Annotated in this window: 16 protein-coding genes; all 16 read left to right on the forward strand. The window is 43.8% G+C overall.

Annotated elements, in window-relative coordinates:
- Positions 1 to 399: 399 nt before the first annotated feature.
- The 16 genes from JJE29_05975 to JJE29_06050 all read left to right on the forward strand — a co-directional run bounded on the left by JJE29_05975 (position 400) and on the right by JJE29_06050 (position 20,302).
- Entirely contained in the window at positions 400 to 2,232 is a 1,833-nt protein-coding gene (locus JJE29_05975) for a hypothetical protein (protein ID MBK5252163.1), read from the forward strand.
- Positions 2,233 to 2,252: 20 nt separating this feature from the next.
- Complete coding sequence (locus tag JJE29_05980; GenBank protein ID MBK5252164.1) at positions 2,253 to 3,116, forward strand: TIM barrel protein; 864 nt, start codon at positions 2,253 to 2,255, stop codon at positions 3,114 to 3,116.
- 143 nt (positions 3,117 to 3,259) lie between these two features.
- A complete protein-coding gene (locus JJE29_05985) occupies positions 3,260 to 3,529 on the forward strand; it encodes a Veg family protein (protein MBK5252165.1) in 270 nt (89 codons plus the stop codon).
- Positions 3,530 to 3,632: 103 nt separating this feature from the next.
- Positions 3,633 to 3,824, forward strand: a complete 192-nt coding sequence (locus JJE29_05990) for a hypothetical protein (GenBank protein MBK5252166.1) — start codon at positions 3,633 to 3,635, stop codon at positions 3,822 to 3,824.
- 352 nt (positions 3,825 to 4,176) lie between these two features.
- Positions 4,177 to 5,163, forward strand: coding sequence for an ornithine carbamoyltransferase (argF, locus tag JJE29_05995; protein ID MBK5252167.1), 987 nt, complete (start codon positions 4,177 to 4,179; stop codon positions 5,161 to 5,163).
- A gap of 519 nt (positions 5,164 to 5,682) precedes the next feature.
- Complete coding sequence (locus JJE29_06000) at positions 5,683 to 6,564, forward strand: 4-(cytidine 5'-diphospho)-2-C-methyl-D-erythritol kinase (GenBank protein ID MBK5252168.1); 882 nt, start codon at positions 5,683 to 5,685, stop codon at positions 6,562 to 6,564.
- Positions 6,561 to 7,244, forward strand: a complete 684-nt coding sequence (locus JJE29_06005; protein ID MBK5252169.1) for a GntR family transcriptional regulator — start codon at positions 6,561 to 6,563, stop codon at positions 7,242 to 7,244. Before JJE29_06000 ends, JJE29_06005 begins: the two co-directional genes overlap by 4 nt.
- A gap of 49 nt (positions 7,245 to 7,293) precedes the next feature.
- Complete coding sequence (locus JJE29_06010) at positions 7,294 to 8,367, forward strand: D-alanine--D-alanine ligase (GenBank protein MBK5252170.1); 1,074 nt, start codon at positions 7,294 to 7,296, stop codon at positions 8,365 to 8,367.
- 69 nt (positions 8,368 to 8,436) lie between these two features.
- Positions 8,437 to 8,853: a DUF1934 domain-containing protein gene (locus JJE29_06015; GenBank protein ID MBK5252171.1), complete on the forward strand. Its 417-nt coding sequence runs from the start codon at positions 8,437 to 8,439 to the stop codon at positions 8,851 to 8,853.
- 97 nt (positions 8,854 to 8,950) lie between these two features.
- Entirely contained in the window at positions 8,951 to 10,153 is a 1,203-nt protein-coding gene (locus tag JJE29_06020) for a hypothetical protein (GenBank protein MBK5252172.1), read from the forward strand.
- A gap of 92 nt (positions 10,154 to 10,245) precedes the next feature.
- Positions 10,246 to 11,655 carry a S41 family peptidase gene (locus JJE29_06025; GenBank protein MBK5252173.1) on the forward strand — a complete coding sequence of 470 codons (1,410 nt, stop codon included), beginning with the start codon at positions 10,246 to 10,248 and terminating at the stop codon, positions 11,653 to 11,655.
- 358 nt (positions 11,656 to 12,013) lie between these two features.
- A complete protein-coding gene (locus JJE29_06030) occupies positions 12,014 to 13,558 on the forward strand; it encodes an O-antigen ligase family protein (protein MBK5252174.1) in 1,545 nt (514 codons plus the stop codon).
- A gap of 181 nt (positions 13,559 to 13,739) precedes the next feature.
- Positions 13,740 to 16,418, forward strand: coding sequence for an S-layer homology domain-containing protein (locus tag JJE29_06035; GenBank protein ID MBK5252175.1), 2,679 nt, complete (start codon positions 13,740 to 13,742; stop codon positions 16,416 to 16,418).
- Between the two features lie 226 nt (positions 16,419 to 16,644).
- Entirely contained in the window at positions 16,645 to 17,760 is a 1,116-nt protein-coding gene (locus tag JJE29_06040; GenBank protein ID MBK5252176.1) for a TolC family protein, read from the forward strand.
- Between the two features lie 66 nt (positions 17,761 to 17,826).
- Positions 17,827 to 18,270 (forward strand): hypothetical protein, encoded by a 444-nt coding sequence (locus JJE29_06045; protein ID MBK5252177.1) that lies wholly within the window; start codon positions 17,827 to 17,829, stop codon positions 18,268 to 18,270.
- A gap of 178 nt (positions 18,271 to 18,448) precedes the next feature.
- Positions 18,449 to 20,302: an S-layer homology domain-containing protein gene (locus tag JJE29_06050; protein MBK5252178.1), complete on the forward strand. Its 1,854-nt coding sequence runs from the start codon at positions 18,449 to 18,451 to the stop codon at positions 20,300 to 20,302.
- Positions 20,303 to 20,448 lie beyond the last annotated feature (146 nt).

The following is a 20,448-nucleotide window of genomic DNA, read 5'->3' on the forward strand; positions in this document are numbered from 1 at the left end:
AAGAAATTTTCAAAAAATGCCCAACTTCAATCATTTCACTGACAGCATGATTGATAGCCTCAATGAACAGACTGGAGATTTCAACAAGCTTTTGTTCTTGAAATTTTGTAGGTTGAAGTTTAATTTTGACTGTTCTCATAGCAACACCTCACAAACATATGTTCTACTTATAGTATACTGGTTTATGGGAAAAACTCAAGGCCGTCGCCTTATATCCCCACAGCTAAAGCAGGGGGTTTTACGGCGACACTTGATAATAACATAAGCTATCTTGCAATAGAAGGCAGCGTGAAAAAAGTTGAAATATATTTGAAACAATTTCCCATCTAAGATAGTCTATAATATAATTAGGCGTGTCCGAAATAAATGGACGCATTTACGCGATGCGGAGGTTAAGCAATGAACACGAATAAATTAATAATTGGCATACTAATAGCGGTTATGATTGTCGCGCTGGGATATTTTGCGTTGACTGATTATTTGGGATTGGGATATACCACGCCGGGGGAAGATACCGAGGCCTTGACCGGGGATGATGAAGAGACAAATGTTGTAAGACAGGTGCTTCCGCCGGAAATATACCTAAACAGCCTGGCAGGCAGCGAACGCATTCAGTCGGGAGGAACCAAGGTCCTTTCCGGGAACATAAACCTGACATTTAAATTTTTAGAGCCTGTAAACATAGAAGCCGAAAACGGTTTTTCAGTAGAAGCGGACGGTGTAAAAATCGAAAGGCTAAGTATTGGCTATGGAGGAGTGGACAGAAAAACGGTTATCCTCAATATTCCGCCGAGCGGAAATGAAGAAGAGACACTAAGGATAATGATAGGACGCCACGTCTTTTTTGATGAAAACACCGAGCTTAGAGATTACGCTGTTTTTTACATCAAAAGGTATTCCTCGAACAAAGTGGATATAAAGCAAATCGGGCCTGACGGGTTGCAAATGGAACCCGAGGCGTGGATTACCGAAGGAACAAAAGCATTTAAGCTCGTCTTCGACCGATCCGTCAACAAGGCAAGCGTTGAAAGAGCCATAAAAATGAATGTCTCCGAAAATTTTGAAACACAAGCGCCCGAAATCCGATTTGAGTGGAATGGAGAGAGGGAAGCGGATGTGATATTTGCGAATCTCGAAAGCGGAACATATGAAATCAATATTACCGGCGCCGAGGATGAAATCGGGCTGGTAATGCAGGGCGACTTTGGAGTGGGCAACTGTTGGCGCTTTAATGTTGCTAAAAGCCAGCGCATAAAAACCTACGACATGGCTTCAGGGGCTATAGAAACTATTGAAGGCAAAGCGTTCGAAGAGGTAAGATATCTATCCGGAAGAATCGACGGAGAAAATATAATGCTGCACAAGTTTGCGTCGGCTGAAACAGATTCCGAGGCGCCGATGATATTTGAAAAAATGCGCTACGATGAGGCCACAGGCGAGGCCGTTCCGGTTGAATCAGGAGGGGAGCTCAAGGGATACTACGAGCAAATGCTGGACAAAGGCTGGAAATTCAGGGGCATCAAAATATCGCCCGACGGAAAGACCGCGGCGGCATTCATAAGCAGTACAGAAATAGGACCCGAGGGAAGAATAGCAAGATTGCTTCTCATAGATGTTGAAACCGAGACAATACACGGTGACATAGAGATGCCTTTTTATATATATGCAGCCGGCGACGGAGTATTTCCCATGGACATCCATTTCGACTGGACGGGAGAATCCATAATATTTGCAGAAGGCTTTACAATGCTCGGCAATACCTCTAATATCTATGGTATTAACACAAAGACAGGCACTGTCGTAGCCCTAAAGAAAAATGCAAGGGAGCCGCGATTCGTTCCCGAGCTTAAAATGCTCACCGCCATAGAAATGAAAAAAACTGAAGAAGGCATTATCCGCAGGGATGGAGAGGAAGAGCAGAAAATAAACTATTACAGTGATTCGGCAGTAATCCTGATGGGCGTATATGGGAACGAGCTGAAAGAGTACAAGGCCATAGAGGGATACACACCGTACATCTATGCCATGGAATGCGAAGATTACGACAGCATAGGCTCGATCGTGTGGAGCCATGAAAACAAGCTCGTATATCCCGAAAAAATCAAAGACAACAGTATACTGCTCGTGCAGGATCTCGGGAACGCAAAGGCCAAAAGAGTCGACATGGAGATGAACTTCATATTCCTTGGAATCAAAGACGGAAAGGCCTATGTCCTCGAGGAAACTAAATAGAACCGAGAAAGGACTATGCAATGAAGAACAATTTTGGCACAAACGCAGTATTCATAGGAATTGGGGAAGCCATGGACTTAAATTTAAACCGTGTCGAGTTTTGCCTGGGTGGAATGGACGCGTGGGAGAGCAAGGCGGAAAAGATACTGCTGGACATGAAGACAGCCGAAAAAAACTCCGTAGCATATAGTATCCATCTTCCTATTTTTCTTCCCGAGTGGTTCTCGTCCTACTTTCTCGATGCCTTTTATCTTGACCCTGACCCCGCTAAGAGAGAGCTGTCATTCAAACTTTTGGAATACAATTTGGAGCGCCTTACGCCTTCGCCCGCGGAGTACTTCGTTATACATTTTCCAGGAAAGTATGACGCCGATGAATACGAAGATGGAGCCTTCCGCCCGATACTTGAAGATTCCATGAGTCGCCTCGATTCCATAGCAAAGAAATTTGACACCACCCTGCTGCTCGAATATTTTGGATCAAACGAGTTGTTTTACAGGATTGATGACTGGCAAAGGGAAATCGGCAAACATTTTAATATAGGAATACTTCTTGACACTGGGCACCTGTTTTTTGCATCGGTCATAAGAAAATTTGACTTCATGGAGAACCTAAAGCTTTTGTCGAAAACCGCGGATGCGTTCCATCTTTGGACCACAAAGGGCCAAGAGGCATATTGCTCAAACGATTACTATATCAAATATAGGCACATACCCATGTGTCAAGGGCAAACGCGAAGAGACGGATGGGCATTCGACACAGATACAGCAATGAGAATAATATCCGGGAAGAAACGGCCCGCCCTGATGGAAGCGTCCTATGAGTATGGAGGCAAGGAATACATAAAAAAAGGAATAGAAAGTCTCAAAAAATACTATCTATAGCCATATTAATTAATTTTTCTGTACAAATTTTCATAAAAACTTTTGACATTGTAGTTGCGGTATAGTAGAATGTAAATTTTACTTGACCAAAGGGGTTACAGGTGTTATAATACTGTATACAAACAGGGGAAGGTGATGTACCTTTGGCGACAAAAGAAACGCTATCTATCATCAAAAGAAGTGTTCAGGATTGTATTGGAGAAAAGGTAGTACTCAAGACCAACAAGGGCAGAAAGAAAGTTCTTGTTAAAGAAGGCGTGCTTGAAGAAGTATACTCGAACATTTTCATCGTAAGAATTAATAATGGTCTTGAATCGGAGAGAACGGTTTCGTACAGCTATTCAGATGTTCTGACTGAAACGGTGGAGATCAAACTTCTTAGAAATGAACAAAATATTTACTTCGCATCATAGACAAAGGCCTGCAGGCAACTGCGGGTCAAAGTTTTTTTGTAGGCATTCAGGGCAATAATAATATGCAATCGTCAATAATGAGAATTGATGGCAAACTGAAGCAATGGTATACTTAAAAAAAATCAATAAGGCTGTGGCAATAGAACCGGGAGTCGTAGTCACATACAACCGCAATGAATATTCAAACGAAACCCTAAGGAAAAGGGGCATAGAAGTTTTGGAAATAGAAGGCTCCGAACTCGTAAGAGGCCGCGGAGGCCCGCACTGCATGAGCATGCCGCTGGTGAGAGAGTGAGAGACAGTAAAAGAAGCATGCAGCATGCAGCTTGCAGAGAAAGAATAATGAAAAAGACAAAGGCATTAGAACTATGTTTCTAAAAGGTTTTGTACTTTTTGCAAACTGTCTTCTGTAAACGGCTTAATTAGCGAAGAAGTTTGATTGTGAAACATTGTCCGATGCCTTGTTTTTCACCCGTTTGGATAAGAGAAAATCGTAAGAAATCTGCTTTGGCTTTAGCCCGACACATCGTGAGTTTGCAGATTTTAGATTTTATTGAAAGACAAATGGGAATGAAAAACAGCAACAGGACACAGTGAGCAAGCAAATCCTGAGCTGATAAGGAAAAGTAAAAAAGGAGAATAAAAAAATGCCAATAAATTTAAAGGGAAGAAATTTCATAACGCTAAAGGACTTTACACCGGAGGAGATTAGGCATCTACTTGACAAATCGGTGGATCTAAAGAAAAAGAAGAGGTCAGGAATAAAGGGAGACCTCATGAAAGGTAAGAATATTGTTTTGCTCTTTGAAAAGACATCGACAAGAACGCGTTGCGCGTTCGAGGTGGCGGCATATGACGAGGGAGCCAATGTTACATTCCTGTCAAACAGCCAAATGGGAAAAAAGGAATCAATAGCTGATACGGCGAAGGTTCTCGGAAGATACTATGATGGAATAGAATTCAGGGGATTCAAGCAGGAAACCGTTGACGACCTGGCCGCAAATGCCGGAGTTCCGGTATGGAACGGACTTACCGATCTCTATCATCCAACCCAAATCCTTGCCGATTTCATGACAGCAATGGAACATGTGGACAAGCCTCTTGGCAAGATGAAGTTTGTATATATAGGAGACGCAAGGAACAACATGGGCAATTCACTTATGATAGGCGCCGCCAAGATGGGCATGCACTTTGTGGGAGTGGCTCCAAAGGAGCTTTTTCCTGATGAACAGCTTGTTTCGGAGATGCGCCTTCTGTCAGAGAAAACAGGAGCCGTAATAGAACTTACAGATGACATAAATGCCGGCGTCAAGGATGCCGATGTTCTATATACCGATGTATGGGTATCAATGGGCGAGGAGCATCTCTACGAAGAGCGTATAAAGATACTTGCGCCATACCAGGTAAACATGGACATGGTTAAAGCAACCGGCAACCCCGATGTTATATTCATGCATTGCCTTCCATCCTTCCACGACCAAAACACCATAGTTGGAAGGGAAATAAAAGAAAAATTCGGATTAGACGAAATGGAAGTCACAGACGAAGTATTCAAAAGCAAACACTCCGTTGTGTTTGATCAAGCCGAAAACAGAATGCATACCATAAAAGCAATAATGACAGAAACTATTTAGCAGGCAGCAGGCAGCAGGCAGCAGGCAGTATATTATTTAGTCGATTGAGAATCGAATCTTCGGCTAAACCCTTCTTGCTGTTTCTCAATCCCCTTTGTTTTTCGAGAAAATCTAAAATCTGCAAACTCACTTCGTATCGGGCCAAGGCCAAAGCAGATTTCTTACGATTTTCTCTTATCCAAAGAGGTGAGAAACGACGCATCGGGCGATGCCGCGCAATTCGAAACCTCAACCGACTATTGAAGATATTTTAGCAGGCAGCAGGCAGCAAAAGCAAAAGATGGAAAGACAGAAAGAGAAGAAGAAAAGAGCTATCTCAAACAAAGGCTGGCGAGCATCAAGACCCGTCTTGATGAAAAAGAATAAAGAAATCAACAAAAAACAAAAACAAGACACAATTTAAAAGATAAAAAAGTAGGAATACATTCCTACTTTTTTTCTTTTTTGATATAATGAAGCGAAAGGTCTTCGTATCATGTATAAAGTATCAAGAATTATATCAATCCCAAAGGGGTGGACATCATAATTTTAAGAGGGAAAGCAAGAGCCAAAATCAATTTTTTTCTCAATGTTGAAGGAAAGCGCCCCGACGGATACCACGACATAATGACGGTAATGCAACAAATCAACCTATGGGATGATGTGGAAATTGATGTGCAGAAGGGAAACGGCATTATAATAAGCACAGACCTTCCCTACCTCCCTGTAGGAATTGCGAATATAGCTTACAAGGCCGCAAAGGCTCTTCAAGACCGGTGCAACATTGACAGAATGCTTAAAATTAAAATAAGAAAGGGTATACCGGTTTCTGCGGGGCTTGCCGGCGGAAGCAGCGATGCCGCTGCGGTTCTAAGGCTGCTTGACAGCGGGCTTTCCCTGGGGCTTCCGGAGGAAACCCTCATGGAAGAGGCATTAAAAATAGGAGCCGATGTTCCCTTCTGCCTAATGGGAAAGGCGGCTTTGGCCGAGGGCGTAGGAGAGCGTCTTACACCCATAAATGGTCTGGAAAAGGGGTTCATACTTCTGTCGAAGCCAAATATTGCCGTTTCAACCGCAAAAGTATATAAAGCCCTAGACCTAAAAGAAGGCGTCGCGAGTCGAGGCATTTTAGGCGCAGAGGCCGTAATTAGAGAAATGGCCGCCGGAAATCTGGACAGTCTTTCCGATAAACTGTACAATCGGCTTGAGGATGTTACTTTAATAAGACATCCTATTGTGGGAGACATAAAGAGTAAAATGCTTCAATACGGTGCTCGCGGGGCTCTCATGAGCGGTAGCGGGCCAACGGTCTTCGGCATATTTAAGGACTACAAAAGGGTGTCAAAGGCGTATAAGAACCTGAAAAAAACATATAGTCAAACATACATAACAGTCGCCTACAGCAAGGAGGAAAATAGATGAATACCAGCATGGGAAAATTGAAGCTGCAAAATTATAAACCGCTTAGAGAGGTGGTTTTCGAATATCTGAGATCGGCCATAATAAATGGCGAATTCAAGCCGGGAGAGAGGCTGATGGAGCTGCAAATGGGTGAGCAGCTTGGAGTAAGCAGAACACCAATAAGGGAAGCCATAAGGAAGCTCGAGCTCGAAGGGCTCGTTACAATGATTCCCCGTAAGGGTGCATATGTAGCGGACATGTCCATAAAAGATGTCTTGGATGTTCTGGAGGTCAGAGGAGTCCTCGAGGGACTTGCAGCATCGCTTGCAGCGGAGCGAAGAGGCGATGAAGACATGGAAATAATGGAGAAGGCTCTTTTGGAATTCGAAACATTTGTCAATACAACCGACAGAGACGGAATGATGGAAAAGGACAAGGCCTTTCACGAAGCCATATTTGAAGCTACACACAACAACAAGCTTATACAGATAACGCAGGGTTTGCAGGAGCAGGTTCAAAGGTTTAGAGTAGTGTTTTTCTCGGAATCCGACGACTTTAAACAGCTTCTTTCCGAGCATAAAGAAATACTCGAAGCCATTCGTCAAGGAAACGGCGATTCAGCAAGGGAAAAGGCCGAGCTCCACATAAGGGACATGGAAGAGACCATAAGGATTTTTAGAAAAAAAAAGAACGACATATAATAAAACCAACCGCAATCAACCGTAATCAATCGAAAAGGAGCGGTGTTAAATGAAAAAAATGAATCTGGCAGTTGTATTCGGAGGAATGAGCGAGGAGCATGAGGTCTCGCTAATGACAGCCACGTCGGTGCTTGGTGCGGCAGACAAGGATAAATATGAACTATATCCTATAGGAATAACCAAGAACGGAAGATGGATGTATTTTGACGGAGATTTCGAGGCCATAGAGAATGGAACATGGGAAGAAACAGCAAAATCCATGGAAATAAACATGCGCGATAAGAACCTTCTTTCAATGAAAATGCCGGGAAAAATAAATGGCGCCGAAATGGACATGGTTTTCCCTGTCATACACGGACCAATGGGAGAAGACGGAACAATTCAAGGCCTATTAGAGCTTTCAGGAGTTCCCTACGTGGGTTGTGGGGTTTTTGCCTCTGCAGCATGCATGGACAAGGTCTTTGCAAAACAATTGTTTGAATTCAATGGCCTGCCAATTGTGCCCTACGTGGTTTTGTACCGCGACGAACTTTCAGGCGAGAAAGAATGCATAGATAAAATCGAAGCGGCATCCCTTGGATATCCGCTCTTCGTAAAGCCCGCCAACCTGGGATCGAGCGTGGGCATCACAAAAGTGCACAATCGGTCGGAGCTAATCAAAGGGCTCGTCGAGGCCGCCAAATATGACCGAAAGATACTTGTTGAAAAAGGAATAGACGCCCGCGAGATAGAATGCGCAGTGCTTGGGAATTACAATCCCGATCCTTCCGTTCTTGGGGAGATAATCCCATCCCACGAATTTTACGACTATAAGGCAAAATATTCCGAAGAGGCCAAATCCGGACTCGTCATTCCGGCAAACCTGCCCATGGAAGAATCCGACAAAATCCGCAAGATGGCAGTTGACGCCTTCAAGGCCCTTGGATGTACAGGCCTTGCAAGAGTCGATTTCCTCTACGACAAATCCACCGGACAAGCCTACCTTAATGAAATAAACACAATGCCCGGATTTACCAAATACAGCATGTATCCAATGCTTTGGCAGAAAACGGATCTACCCTACAAAAACCTGATAGACCGTCTCGTATCACTTGCCCTGGAGCTGTCCCCAAAAAAGGACTAAAAAGGGACAGACATTTTGGAGTCCTTTTTTAAAAAGAAGGTAAAATACAGTAGCAGTAGAGGAAAATCAATGAAAAAGGTAATGCTTAAAATAAAAGGCACCATCAAAAGAGCCGGAGATGAACCCGAAATAATCGAGCTGACTACAGAGGGTAAACACTATAAAAAAGGTGGCGCGGAATACCTTGTCTACGAAGAATCCGAAATTTCAGGGATGAAGGGTGCAACCACCACGCTTAAGCTTAAGGGGGATAAAATAACCCTGACCCGCTTCGGAAGCGCCCGCATGCGCCTTGAATTTGAAAAGGGCAAGCGATTCGAGTCCGAATATTTTACCCCCAACGGCACCTTCGAGCTTGAAATATTGACCGACGAGTTGTATTATGTTTTTAATGAGAACATAAAGGGAAACATCCTCGTCCGCTACGAAATGAGCCTTAAGGGTCTTGGCCAGTCAAACAACGAACTCAACATCGAAATACTTTAAGCAAAGCAGACGTCGGGTTGTCGTCGGCAAATACATAGAGGCGTCAGGCCTCGAGGTTTTAGGCAACCCTAGACGCAGAGCGAGGAGTGTGTGCGACATGAAAACGATAAAGGAAAAAACAAAACGATTGATAGCCCAATCACTTGAGGATGTGGTAGATTGCGGAAGCCTTCTTCAAAGGATAGAAATAAGGACATCCGCAAACCCTGAGCACGGAGACTTTAATACAAACATATGCATGCAGGTGGCTTCAAACATGCAAATGGACGCCGTTGACCTGGCAGGCAGGGTAAAGGCATACATGCATAAGCAGACAGACATCTTCGACGATATAAGGATATCTCCCGAGGGGCATGTCAACTTCCACCTCAACAACAAATACTTCAGAGGTGTATTTAGGGAAATAGAAACAGGTCGCTTTGAAATTTTCGAAAAAAGGAAAGAAAAAAAGAAATTTGTTGCCGTGGTCGAAAAGCTTTCCGATGTGGTTTGCCTTTGCGACCTAAGGGCCTTCCTCAATATGTATACACTTGCCGGCATCTACGATTTGGCCGGATACGATGTAGAGAAATACATTTTGGTAAAGGATGACAGCTGCGACCTGGCAATATCATATTTTCTTTCAAACTTCGACAGGGATTTTGGACCAAGATGCGAAGGCCTAATGGAAACAGATATAACAAAAGACACTGCGGTCTTAGAAGACGCCGTGATATTCATGTCGAGGAAAACAGAGAAAATCTATCCGGAGCTCTCCGGAAGAGCAATCATCACAGAAAAAGTGGACTTATACGATGGAGACAATTTAATGGATTGCCTTGATGTTGGCGATGTAATGGAAATGGCCGACCTTGAGAGGATAAGATATTCACTAGTCAGAACTCCATACAATATGAATGCAAAGCTCCAGTACAACGAAAACAATTCAAGAGATTTGCAGTATGTATACACCAGGACTCGTTCACTGCTTGATATATTCAAGGAGGAAGGTTCAGGGGTTTCCTATCTTGCCGACTTTGACGAGGCTTTACTCGATGACGACAGTGAGAAAAAAATAGCCAAGGAAATGAGCGAATATAGGCATGTTGTAGAGAAAGCCGTAGCGGAAAAAGACCCGTCAATCTACATTGCCTACGCCGAAAGGCTTAGCAATCTCTTCAACGACATAAATGACGGCATGCTCTACAGGCAACTGGAGAAGGAAAAACTAAAGACAATATTGAAGCTATACAGGTCCCTGGCCATGGTTTTTTCAAGCATACTGGACCAGCTGGAGGTTAACAAGCCCGAACGAATGTAATAAGAATGTCACCTCGGCAGGGTGGCATTTGTTTTATCCTTAAATTATACTTATAAAATAAGGAAACCAATGGAAACGGAGGGAAACATCCAATGAAAAATACAAGCAAGGCATTAAAAATCTTTATGGCGACTCTTCTCATAGCCGCTCTCTTATCAACGGGAGTCGCGAGCGCCGCAGAGCCGACAAAGAGCTTCGATACGGCTGAGGATAGAATCGACTATATGGAGCTGATGATTAAATTCATCGAGGTGCAGTACAAGTATGACGTCACCGAAGAGGAACTGATGGAAGGTGCCTACAATGGATTATTCGAGGTTCTTGACGAGCATAGCAATTATTTTGGACCCAACGATTATGAAAAATTCAACGAAGAGGCTAAAGGGGAATATCGGGGAATAGGTGTTTCCATAACCAAGAGGGGCGAAGACACCGTTGTCATTTCTCCCTTTGTGGATACTCCGGCCGAAAAGGGCGGCATACAAGCGGGCGACATAATTCGTTATGTGGATGATGTTGATATAACGGGTTATGGCTTGGAAAAAGCCGCGAGCGCAATAAAGGGCGAGGCGGGAACAACTGTAAAAATAGGCATAGTAAGGGAAAACGTCAATGAAGTACTTTATTTTAAAATAACAAGAGAAAAAATCATCATAAACGAGATTGAGTATAAGATGCTTGAAGATGGAATAGGATATATTCAAATAATTAGATTCGGAACCGAAGCGGATTTGAACTTCGGAAAGGCTTTCGATGAACTTACGGCGCAAGGAATGACGAGATTGATTATAGATATAAGAAACAATCCTGGAGGTCTCGTTACGGAAAGCGTAAAAATGGCCGACAGATTCATAGATGAGGGCCAACCGATTCTTTACATCGATTACAAAGATGAGGAAAATAGAAAAAGCTACTATGCAGAAACGGAAGCTTCAGGCATTCCGCTGGTTGTAATCATAAACGAAGGCAGTGCAAGCGCATCCGAGATTTTCGCGGGAGCCATAAAGGACACCGATTCCGGAATAATTGTGGGCACACAAAGCTACGGAAAGGGAACCGTCCAGAGCGTAACCCCCATAACAAACGGCGGGGCCTTAAAAATGACTATAGCCGAGTACCTTACGGGAAGTCAAGAGCAAATAGACAAGGTGGGAATCGAACCTGATTTTGTAGTTAAAAATCTCCGAGTGGAAGATACGGAAGCGGTTCTGGATTTTGTTCCTATGATAGAAGATAACAAGCCCGGTTTGGGCGATGTGGGCCTAAATGTGTACGGAGCGCAGCAAAGATTGGCATTCCTTGGTTATGAAATCGAGCCAACAGGAAAGGTCGACGAAGCAACATTCGAAGCCGTGAAGAATTTTCAAGAAGCAGAGAATCTTTATTCATATGGAGTTCTAGACTGGACGACAAAAAATCTTATTGAACAAAGAATATTTACGGTACTGAGAAACGGTATTGAAGATCTGCAGCTTCAGACAGCAATCGAAAAACTTAAGTGAACTACTATAGAGAGATTAGTAGGTCGGAATGAAGACCTTAAACTCATATCCATTGCAGAGTTTACTGCTTAAAAACCTTAGAAGGACGACAGTGGTCGTCCTTCTTTGCCGTATTAGGAGAATATTATGTTGCACGCTCTAATCTTTTGTCTTAGCTTTTTATCCTTTCCTTTCCAACTGACCAACTGACCAACTTATTTCTTTTAATCTTTTGTCTTAGCTTTTTATCCTTTCCTTTCCACTTTCTACGTTCTACGTTCCACTGTATTTAATCTTTCTACTGCTTTTCCTTTATCTTTCCTATATAATGGAAGAAGATTAAAGCGATCCAATAATATAACAAGATGGAGGTTCATAGATGCACGATAAAATAAAGCTATACATACTGGCGGTCATGGCGGCCGTAGTTCCACTCATTGTAAGGATCAAGGTAGTGCCATTCGTGGGGTTTGCCAAGGGACAGACAAACATATCGCAGCTTGTAAGCGGGCAGAGACTGAATTTCTTCCATTACTATAAGGCGGTTTTCCTTTGGGTAGTGGCAGGTGCTCTCCTTTTTATAATGTTTGGGCAGCTCATTGACCACAAGAACCGCATCAAGAAAGACAACAAAATATTCATTGCAATCGGCATCATAGCACTTTTTACAATACTTTCCGCATTTATGTCGGACTTCCGCTATGTTTCCATATGGGGATTTTACGACAGAACGGAAGGACTCATTACTTACATAGCCTATCTGGTAGTTTTCCTCGCGGCTTATTCCGTCGATTTTTCGAGGACAGACCTAAAACCCTTTAAATGGGGATTGATTGTTTCGACAGTAATTTTGTCATGTATAGGCATCGGGCAGTTCTACGGTCATAATTTTCTTGAGACTGCGCTTGCATATAAATTGTCCATTCCATCAGAACTGCAACCAAATATGCCTACCCTTACATTCAGATTTCAAAAAATTGCCTACGCCACGCTATTCAACCCCAACTACGTAGGTTCATTCACGGCTATTACAACGCCTTTCTTCCTTGGCCTCTTTCTGTTTGAGACAGAGAAGAAGAAAAAGATTGCTTATTTTGCGCTGAGCGTTTTGGCCTTTGTCTTTATGGTTGCAAGTGGTTCCAGGGCGGGACTTGTCGGTATACTCTCCGCGTCTGCGCTTCTTATTGGCATGAACTATAAGAACTTCAAGCGGGACTGGAAACGCTACGCTTCAATCATAGCCGTGGTTTTCGTAATAGCCTTCATCATGAACTTTCAGAATTCTGATCGCGTCTTCGGTAAAATCAACAAACTTTTTTCTGATGTAGGAGTAGCATATGCACAAGAAAAAGAAGAGATAACCGAAACCGCTACGGAATCTGGCGATTCATCCTTGAAAACTGAAGAGATTATGCAAGAAAAGGAAGAAACAGTAAAAAAAGAAAGCGGCATAAAGTATGGAGAAGGCTTCACAACCCTTGGTTCGGGCCGTGGATACATATGGTACAAGACCCTCGGCATGATGAAAGACACTATAATAATCGGAAACGGACCCGACACCTATATATTCAAGTTTCCCCATGCCGATTCATTTAAAGAAGGATTCAACAAAATAGCCGATAAGCCGCATAACCTGTACCTGCAGATAGGTGTCAACCAAGGCCTCATAGCTCTTTTGGCTTTTATCTTCCTCAATAAATATGCATTCTGGAAGTTCCTAAAACAGGTGGGCTTTGGTTTTTCAAAGCGCCTCGACCAAATTCTCCTCATGCTTGACGCTTCGCTCTTCGGCTATCTCATGACCTCACTCTTCAACGACAGCGTTGTTTCGGTCGCGCCAATCTACTGGGTCATGCTGGGCATCTTCCTTTCAATCCTTGTTAACCGAAAAGAAATGGAGAAATCCAAAATCTTTGACATGTGATGGTCTCTTAATTGTAACAAGAGCGTAATGTTAAATAGGCCGTTTTGGATGTATAATAACAGAGTAGGAGAGGCTATGTAACTCTTCCGCAGTTGTTTTGCATATCAATCGATAGAACGTGGTGTACATAGAGTCACCGCTTCTAAATAAAAAAACAATTTTAAAGGAGGAAACACAAACCATGAAAAAATTACTTTCATTGGTGTTAGTGCTTTCATTAGTCCTCGGATCTGTTGCATTTGCATTCGCAACTCCCAAAGACGTTGTTGGCACTGACTACGACGAGGCTGTCACTAGACTTGGAGCCTTAGGTATTCTTCAAGGATACCCAGACGGTTCTTTCAAGCCGGACAATACGATTACAAGGGCTGAATTCGCAGCCGTAGTCGTTAGATCCCTCGGTCTTGAAAACGCCGCCGCTATGAAGGGCACTACATCCTTCACTGATGTTCCCGCTGATAATTGGGCATCAGGATACATCAACATCGCTGACGGCCTTGAAATCATCAAAGGCTACGGAAACGGCATGTACGGACCTAGCGATCCTGTAACTTACGAGCAAGCCGTTACAATGATTATGAGAACTCTTGGATACGCACCAGAAGCCGCAGACAAAGGCGGATATCCTAATGGATTCATAGTTGTAGCAGCTGAAACAGGCGTAACTGACGACGTTTCCGGCGTTTTAGGCGCTCCTGCACCCAGAGGTGTTGTTGCTATTCTTATGAACAACGCGCTTGATGTTAACTTAATGGAAAGAGTAGGATACGGCGACGAAGAGACTTATTCAGTTACTGACAAGACTCTTTTGACTGACAAACTTGGCGCAACTGAGCTTGATACTGTCAGAGTAACCGATGTTCCTTTTTCAGATTCAAACTTGGATTCAGACGAAGTTGCTCTTGACGGAGACACTTACACGCTCCTTACAGCTACTGATGCCAACAGCTACTTCGGACTCGAAGTAACAGCTTGGGTTAATGACGATGACGAAATTTTCTACTGGACAGTTGAAACTGACGCAGCTGACATCATTTATGACACTGTAAAAGTCGATGTCGATAATGACGATTATGTTACGCTTCTTGTAGAAGACGACACCTTCGATTTCGCATCAGGTGCTGACACTTATGTAAACTTCGATACTGCCGACCTTACAGCTGGCGATTATGGTAGATTCGTAATGGAAGACGACGAAGTGGTATTTGCTTCAGTATTCAACTTCGACGTTGAAGGCGCAGTTGTAAAAGCTGTGGATTCCAACGGATTTGATTATATTTCTGCAGGGGATGAAGACACTTTAGAGATTGACAACTATGACGACGCTTACTACTTTACTGCAGACATGATGGAAGCAGAGCTTGGCGACGTAGAAGCTGACAATGCCATTGCTTACTTCGAAAACGACGATGAACTCTTCGTTATGTTCGCAGACGCTAAGGTAGAAGGCGCACTTGAAGCCGCTAAAACAGCCGACGTTAAAGTCGACGGTTCTTGGTACGACCTGTCAGCTGAACCCTTCTCTTCAACAGACGAACTTGACACTGTAGTAGCTTTTGACAATGCTATAGATGATCTTAACGATTTTATGGATGAAAATGTTGTCATGGTGCTGGACTTCAACGGTGACGCTCTTGCAATAGTTGCAAACGTTGACGGCATTGGCGACACTATATATGGTGTTGTAACTTGGGCTAACTATGGTAGTACTTCAGAAATGACAGTATTCAATGGTTTAGGCGAAGAAGCAACTTATGATTTTGAAACAAGATCTGACGTTAATGCAGTGATTGATGCTGATACGATTGGTGAAGATAGAAACTACTTTGAGACTTCAGTTGTAGCAGTCGAATTTGAATTGAATTCAGATGGAGAAGTAGCAGATGAATTTGATGGTACTACTGGTAGTGCTGTTGTCAGCGAAGCTACTATTGTAGAGTTGAAAAAGGGTACTGATTCTAGGTACATCGATGATTTAACAAATGATGGTGACTATTACTACATCGATAGTGACACTATCTTCATCGATGCTACGGATGGTACTGTTGTTGATCCGGCTTTGATTGATTACGATGACGTTTATGATAATTCGTTTGGTCGCTTGACTGCACTCGTATTCGGTGAATCAGGCAGAACAGCTGACGCGATTGTCTTTGTTTCAAGCTTCGACGGAACAGACGCGGATAATTACTACGCAATCGCTCTCGCAGATTACTACGAAATAAGCGATGACCAGTATGCAGAACTTGATGTATACGCTGGCGACAAAGACGATTACCTTCTTGATGACGGTGACGAAGAACAACTTGTTGAAGGTCAAATATTCAAATTCTCTTACAATAGTGACGATGCAGTGAATTTTGACGAAACAGATGCACCATTAGCAAAAGAAATTCTTAACATTACTAGTGCTATCGTAGATGGCGATTATGTAACTTACACTAATGTCGCTGATGGTAAAACAACTATAAAAGTTGCTGACGATGCTGTAATTTATACAGCAGACGATCTCGTAGGTGATGCAAGCTTAGCTATCGACACTAAGGTTTCGGCAAGCAAGCTTGACGATTACACGAACGTTAGATACATTCTTAATGGCGACGGAGAAATGGTCGTAGTCCTTGTTTGGAATGGCGTAACAGAAACTCCAGGTTCTACAACAGAAGGTGATGTAGTAACCTTCGTGAATACTGGCCATGATCAAATGGTAATAGATGCTGTGATCTATGCAGCTGTTCCAACTACGGTGGTTAAAAATAGTGATGGAGACATCATTGGACTAGGTGATTTTGAAGCAATCGATAAAGGCGACTATGTAACTGTCGGTAGTACCACTGAGTTTACGAATAATTCAAAGTAAATTCAAGAATCAATTATTGCAATAACTAGAAGAAAGGCCCCTAAAGCCTTGGGATTAATCCCAAGTGCAAAAGGGGTCTTTCTTTGCATTGAGCGAAGGATGAGAACATGTACAGAAGCTGTACGAGGCAATCTCGTGGCATTGACTTCCTTGCCTATGACGGTTAAGATATAAGCAACGAAGCATTCAAAAATTCAGTAAAAGAAAAGCATTGGGAGGGAATAATATGAAAAAGAAATTGGCGGTCGTGTTGGCGGCTTTGCTTTTCTCAACAGCGATATTTGCATATGGTGAGGAAATATACGGATTCGTTTTCGAGTCAAATGGAGAAAGCTTAACAATCATCCAGGCATTTGAGAAGGCGGAGAATAAAAACGCAACACTGGCAACGGCGCTGCTTGACTACGAGCAGGCGGAATTGGATTACGATAAGGGAAAGCGTGACCTCAAGAAACTTAACGCGGTATACGACAAGGACAAGGACCAATATATAATGGCTGAAATCGCCAACGAATACGCCTGGGGAAGCGCCCAAAAGGAGCTTGAGGCAACTCGAAACGGGGTGGACTCAAACATCGAGCAGCTCTACTACGGAAGCAGGCAATTAGGCGAGAACTACGCCATCCAACAGGAGAATTTGGCTATAGCGACCAAAGTCTATCAGCAGACGCAGAAGAAGTACGAACTGGGCCTCGTCAACAAGCAGGTTGTTCTTCAAGCGGAACTGGCGATGATTCGGGCGGATAACGCAATCATGTCCGCAAAGCATATGTACGACAAGAACCGCATGCTCCTAAGCAGCAAGCTCGGCTATGGACTGATGGAGGATGTTTCCCTCACGGATGCCGTTTCCTTTGAAGCGGGGGCATTGCCCGAGATTGAAACGGCCATCGAAATGGCTATAGGCAGCCGCAAGGAAATGCTGGGGGCTGCGTTTCAGCTTAGATACAACGAACTCAACAAGGCTATTGTGCAAAGGCAGTACACGGACAACACGGATCAGTACAAGAACGCCCAGATTGATTACGAAAAAGCTGTGGACGCATATGAAAGCGCCCGAGATGCAGTGGAGATGCAGGTACGGGGAAATTACCTTGATGTCATAGAGGCCGAGCGGAAAGTCTCAACCGGTGAGAAGTCAGTGGAATTGACTAAGGAATCCTTGAGAATCTCGCAGCTTTCCTATGATGCAGGGCTGGTCATTCTCACAGACGTATCGCAGGCGCAAAACGCCTATATACAGGCTCGACTTGGTTTGTCGAGCGCAGTTTTGGACTATAGTCTTGCCCTTACAAGATTCCAGGATTCCATAGCGGTTGGCAGGAATGAAGTTACATTTTAGAGTTGAAATAGGGTGCAGCATATTATATAATACAATTGTCGCAAAAAACACCGAGGGGAAGACCATATGGAAAAAAAATATTTGATTGCATCCTTATCAATACTGGTTATTGTAGCCGCTATTTTCGGCGGAGTAAGATACTATAGCAAGAGTATGCCTCAGGTTTCAGCCACTGAAGCGAATGGGTACTTTGCTGAGTATAGCACAAGCCTTGTGGATCGTTACAATGAACTGAACGATGAACATGAAATCATTGCAAATCTCAGCTCCGAGGATTGGAAGGAATTCAGCGCCGCATGGATAGCAAAGCTCAGCGAATCCAGGCCTGAAGAACTTTTGAAGCGCCTGCCGGATGAATTCGAGAGCGATTCTTACCGCTTTAGCAAGTCATATGAGAATCTCCTGAGATTATGGCAGGAATACAATGACGAAGTGATTGAAGGCAAGCTTAGGCAGGAAAAACAGACAGAGCTTAAGGATCAGATAGAAGATCTTTTGGAATTGAAATAAAACAGGCGATTAATCGCCTGTTTTATTTTAATGCAAGGGTGACGGGGTTATTACTTTTGGAAGATGACAACATTGTAATTTAGATAAAGATGATTTCATCAAGAAAAAACGAATATGATATCGAATATGATATAATGATACAAAGAATATCAATCCATCGAAGGGGGCGCAAAATAAAATGTTCAATAAAAAAACAGCGGTGGCCTTGGCGGTTTCACTTGCGATGCTTGTTTCGCCAATGGCGGCATTCGCCGATTTTACAGATATAGGCGAGGCGGCATGGGCCGAGAGCTACATAGAAAAAATGGCAGACGAAAGCATAGTCACGGGATACGAGGACGGCACCTTTAGGCCAAACGACAACATAAGCAAGTATGCTTCGATACTTATGATCTACAGGACGCTCAAGGCGGCGGACCTTGTTCCGGCTAGCGAACAGACCGCCAACATAAACAAGCACATGTCAACCATAGTCGCAAACGGAGTTCCCGATTGGCCGGACATGTATGGGGCGGTTGCTTATTGCCTTGAAAACGATATAATAGCCGCTGCTGACCTCAACAACTTTCACATAGGGGATATATATACAAACTCAAGACGTTTTGAAGTTGCCGTGTTCCTTGGAAAGACTATGAACATATATCTTGAGGAGAACCTCAATGTTCTTTATACACTGGACTTTAAAGATGCTTCGTCCATAGTATCAGCAGCGAGGCCATACGTTTACCTTCTTGGAAAGTATGACGTAGTTGGCGGAGATACGCTTGGGTATTTCAACCCCAGTGACCCCATCACTAGAGCGGCCATGGCAAAGATGCTTTCCGTTTCCCTGGACTTGCTTAGGGAAGAAGAGCCTCCGGTTGAGGATGCCGAAGGCGTCACGGGAATCATCACAAATATAATAGGGGACACCAACCGCGTAGTCGTCCAGAATAATGATGATGAAGAGGATATTGCCATATACAACCTCGCCGATGTCGAGATTATCATCGACGGTCGCGAGGAATCGATCGACGACCTGGACATAGACATGACAATACGCCTTAATTTCGATGGCGAAGCTTTGAGCCGATTGACGGTTGTTGACGGGAACATGGCGGGCAGCGATTTCGATGAGTACGATGCCACGTTCTACACATACATCTCGATAGAGGATTACTTCCTAGTGACATTGAAGGGCTTGGATGGCGACAAATTCACATACGCCACCACACCCACTGCACCTATACTTAAGGAAGGAAAACCCGTCGCCCTGTCAGAGCTTGAGCGGGGAGATTTCGTAAACTACACGCTCGTCGGGGATGAATTCACAAAGCTGGAGGGCTTCGGCAAGAGCCGCGAGTACGAAGGCATCTTCCAAGAATATAGCGAGGGTGAAGACGAGAGCGCAATAGTCATAAAGGGAGTGGACGGAAAGACAATCGAGCTTGTGCTTGACGACGACTATGACGTGGAGAAAAACGGCAGCGACAGAACCATAACCAATCTTTACAATGGCGATTTCGTAGTTGTGACCACGGATTACGAAAAGGTCGTACTCATAGTAGCAAGCAGCACCGAAACGGAAGAAAGCGGAATAGTGCGCTCCATCCTGATCGCGGCACAGCCGCAGATAACCATAATGACAGACGACAACGAAGAGAAGACCTTCGACGTTGACAGCGATGCTGACATAGAAATAGCAGGCAGCGACAAAAGCCTATATGACTTGAGGCTCAACTATAGCGTTGACCTAATCCTCGAGGGCGGAATGGTCACCGAAATACAGTCCGACAGCACCGAGGAACTCGAGAATATCGACGGAACCGTCTACAACATCTACGCCAGCTCGGAAAAGCTGAAAATCAAATACATCGAAAACGGCTCCGCGGAATACATTTACGTTTACGTTGACGCCGACGATACCGCCATATTCTCGTCATCCGGAAGGTCAATGGACTTCGAGGATATCGACGACGGCGACAAAGTCTTCATATACGGAAACTACGACGGCGACAACTACGTAGCCGACAAAATCTTCGTACTGGAGTAAACTCGTTTCAACGAAATGGGGACGGGGGCTATATCGTTGAATGTATAAATACTACCGTAAACAATAACGGGAGGTACAGATATGAAACTATTTATAGACACTGCCAATATAAAAGAGATTCTTGAGATTGCCGAGTGGGGCGTGCT

The sequence above is a fragment of the Peptostreptococcaceae bacterium genome, from assembly GCA_016649995.1.
In the GTDB taxonomy this organism is placed as follows: Bacteria; Bacillota; Clostridia; order Peptostreptococcales; family BM714; genus BM714.

What these genes read in the sequence shown, in the direction of transcription:
- JJE29_05975 (MBK5252163.1), top strand. Translation starts at nt 400, where the DNA reads ATGAACACGAATAAATTAATAATTGGCATACTAATAGCGGTTATGATT.
- JJE29_05980 (MBK5252164.1), top strand. Translation starts at nt 2,253, where the DNA reads ATGAAGAACAATTTTGGCACAAACGCAGTATTCATAGGAATTGGGGAA.
- JJE29_05990 (MBK5252166.1), top strand. Translation starts at nt 3,633, where the DNA reads ATGGTATACTTAAAAAAAATCAATAAGGCTGTGGCAATAGAACCGGGA.
- argF (MBK5252167.1), top strand. Translation starts at nt 4,177, where the DNA reads ATGCCAATAAATTTAAAGGGAAGAAATTTCATAACGCTAAAGGACTTT.
- JJE29_06005 (MBK5252169.1), top strand. Translation starts at nt 6,561, where the DNA reads ATGAATACCAGCATGGGAAAATTGAAGCTGCAAAATTATAAACCGCTT.
- JJE29_06010 (MBK5252170.1), top strand. Translation starts at nt 7,294, where the DNA reads ATGAAAAAAATGAATCTGGCAGTTGTATTCGGAGGAATGAGCGAGGAG.
- JJE29_06015 (MBK5252171.1), top strand. Translation starts at nt 8,437, where the DNA reads ATGAAAAAGGTAATGCTTAAAATAAAAGGCACCATCAAAAGAGCCGGA.
- JJE29_06020 (MBK5252172.1), top strand. Translation starts at nt 8,951, where the DNA reads ATGAAAACGATAAAGGAAAAAACAAAACGATTGATAGCCCAATCACTT.
- JJE29_06025 (MBK5252173.1), top strand. Translation starts at nt 10,246, where the DNA reads ATGAAAAATACAAGCAAGGCATTAAAAATCTTTATGGCGACTCTTCTC.
- JJE29_06030 (MBK5252174.1), top strand. Translation starts at nt 12,014, where the DNA reads ATGCACGATAAAATAAAGCTATACATACTGGCGGTCATGGCGGCCGTA.
- JJE29_06035 (MBK5252175.1), top strand. Translation starts at nt 13,740, where the DNA reads ATGAAAAAATTACTTTCATTGGTGTTAGTGCTTTCATTAGTCCTCGGA.
- JJE29_06040 (MBK5252176.1), top strand. Translation starts at nt 16,645, where the DNA reads ATGAAAAAGAAATTGGCGGTCGTGTTGGCGGCTTTGCTTTTCTCAACA.
- JJE29_06045 (MBK5252177.1), top strand. Translation starts at nt 17,827, where the DNA reads ATGGAAAAAAAATATTTGATTGCATCCTTATCAATACTGGTTATTGTA.
- JJE29_06050 (MBK5252178.1), top strand. Translation starts at nt 18,449, where the DNA reads ATGTTCAATAAAAAAACAGCGGTGGCCTTGGCGGTTTCACTTGCGATG.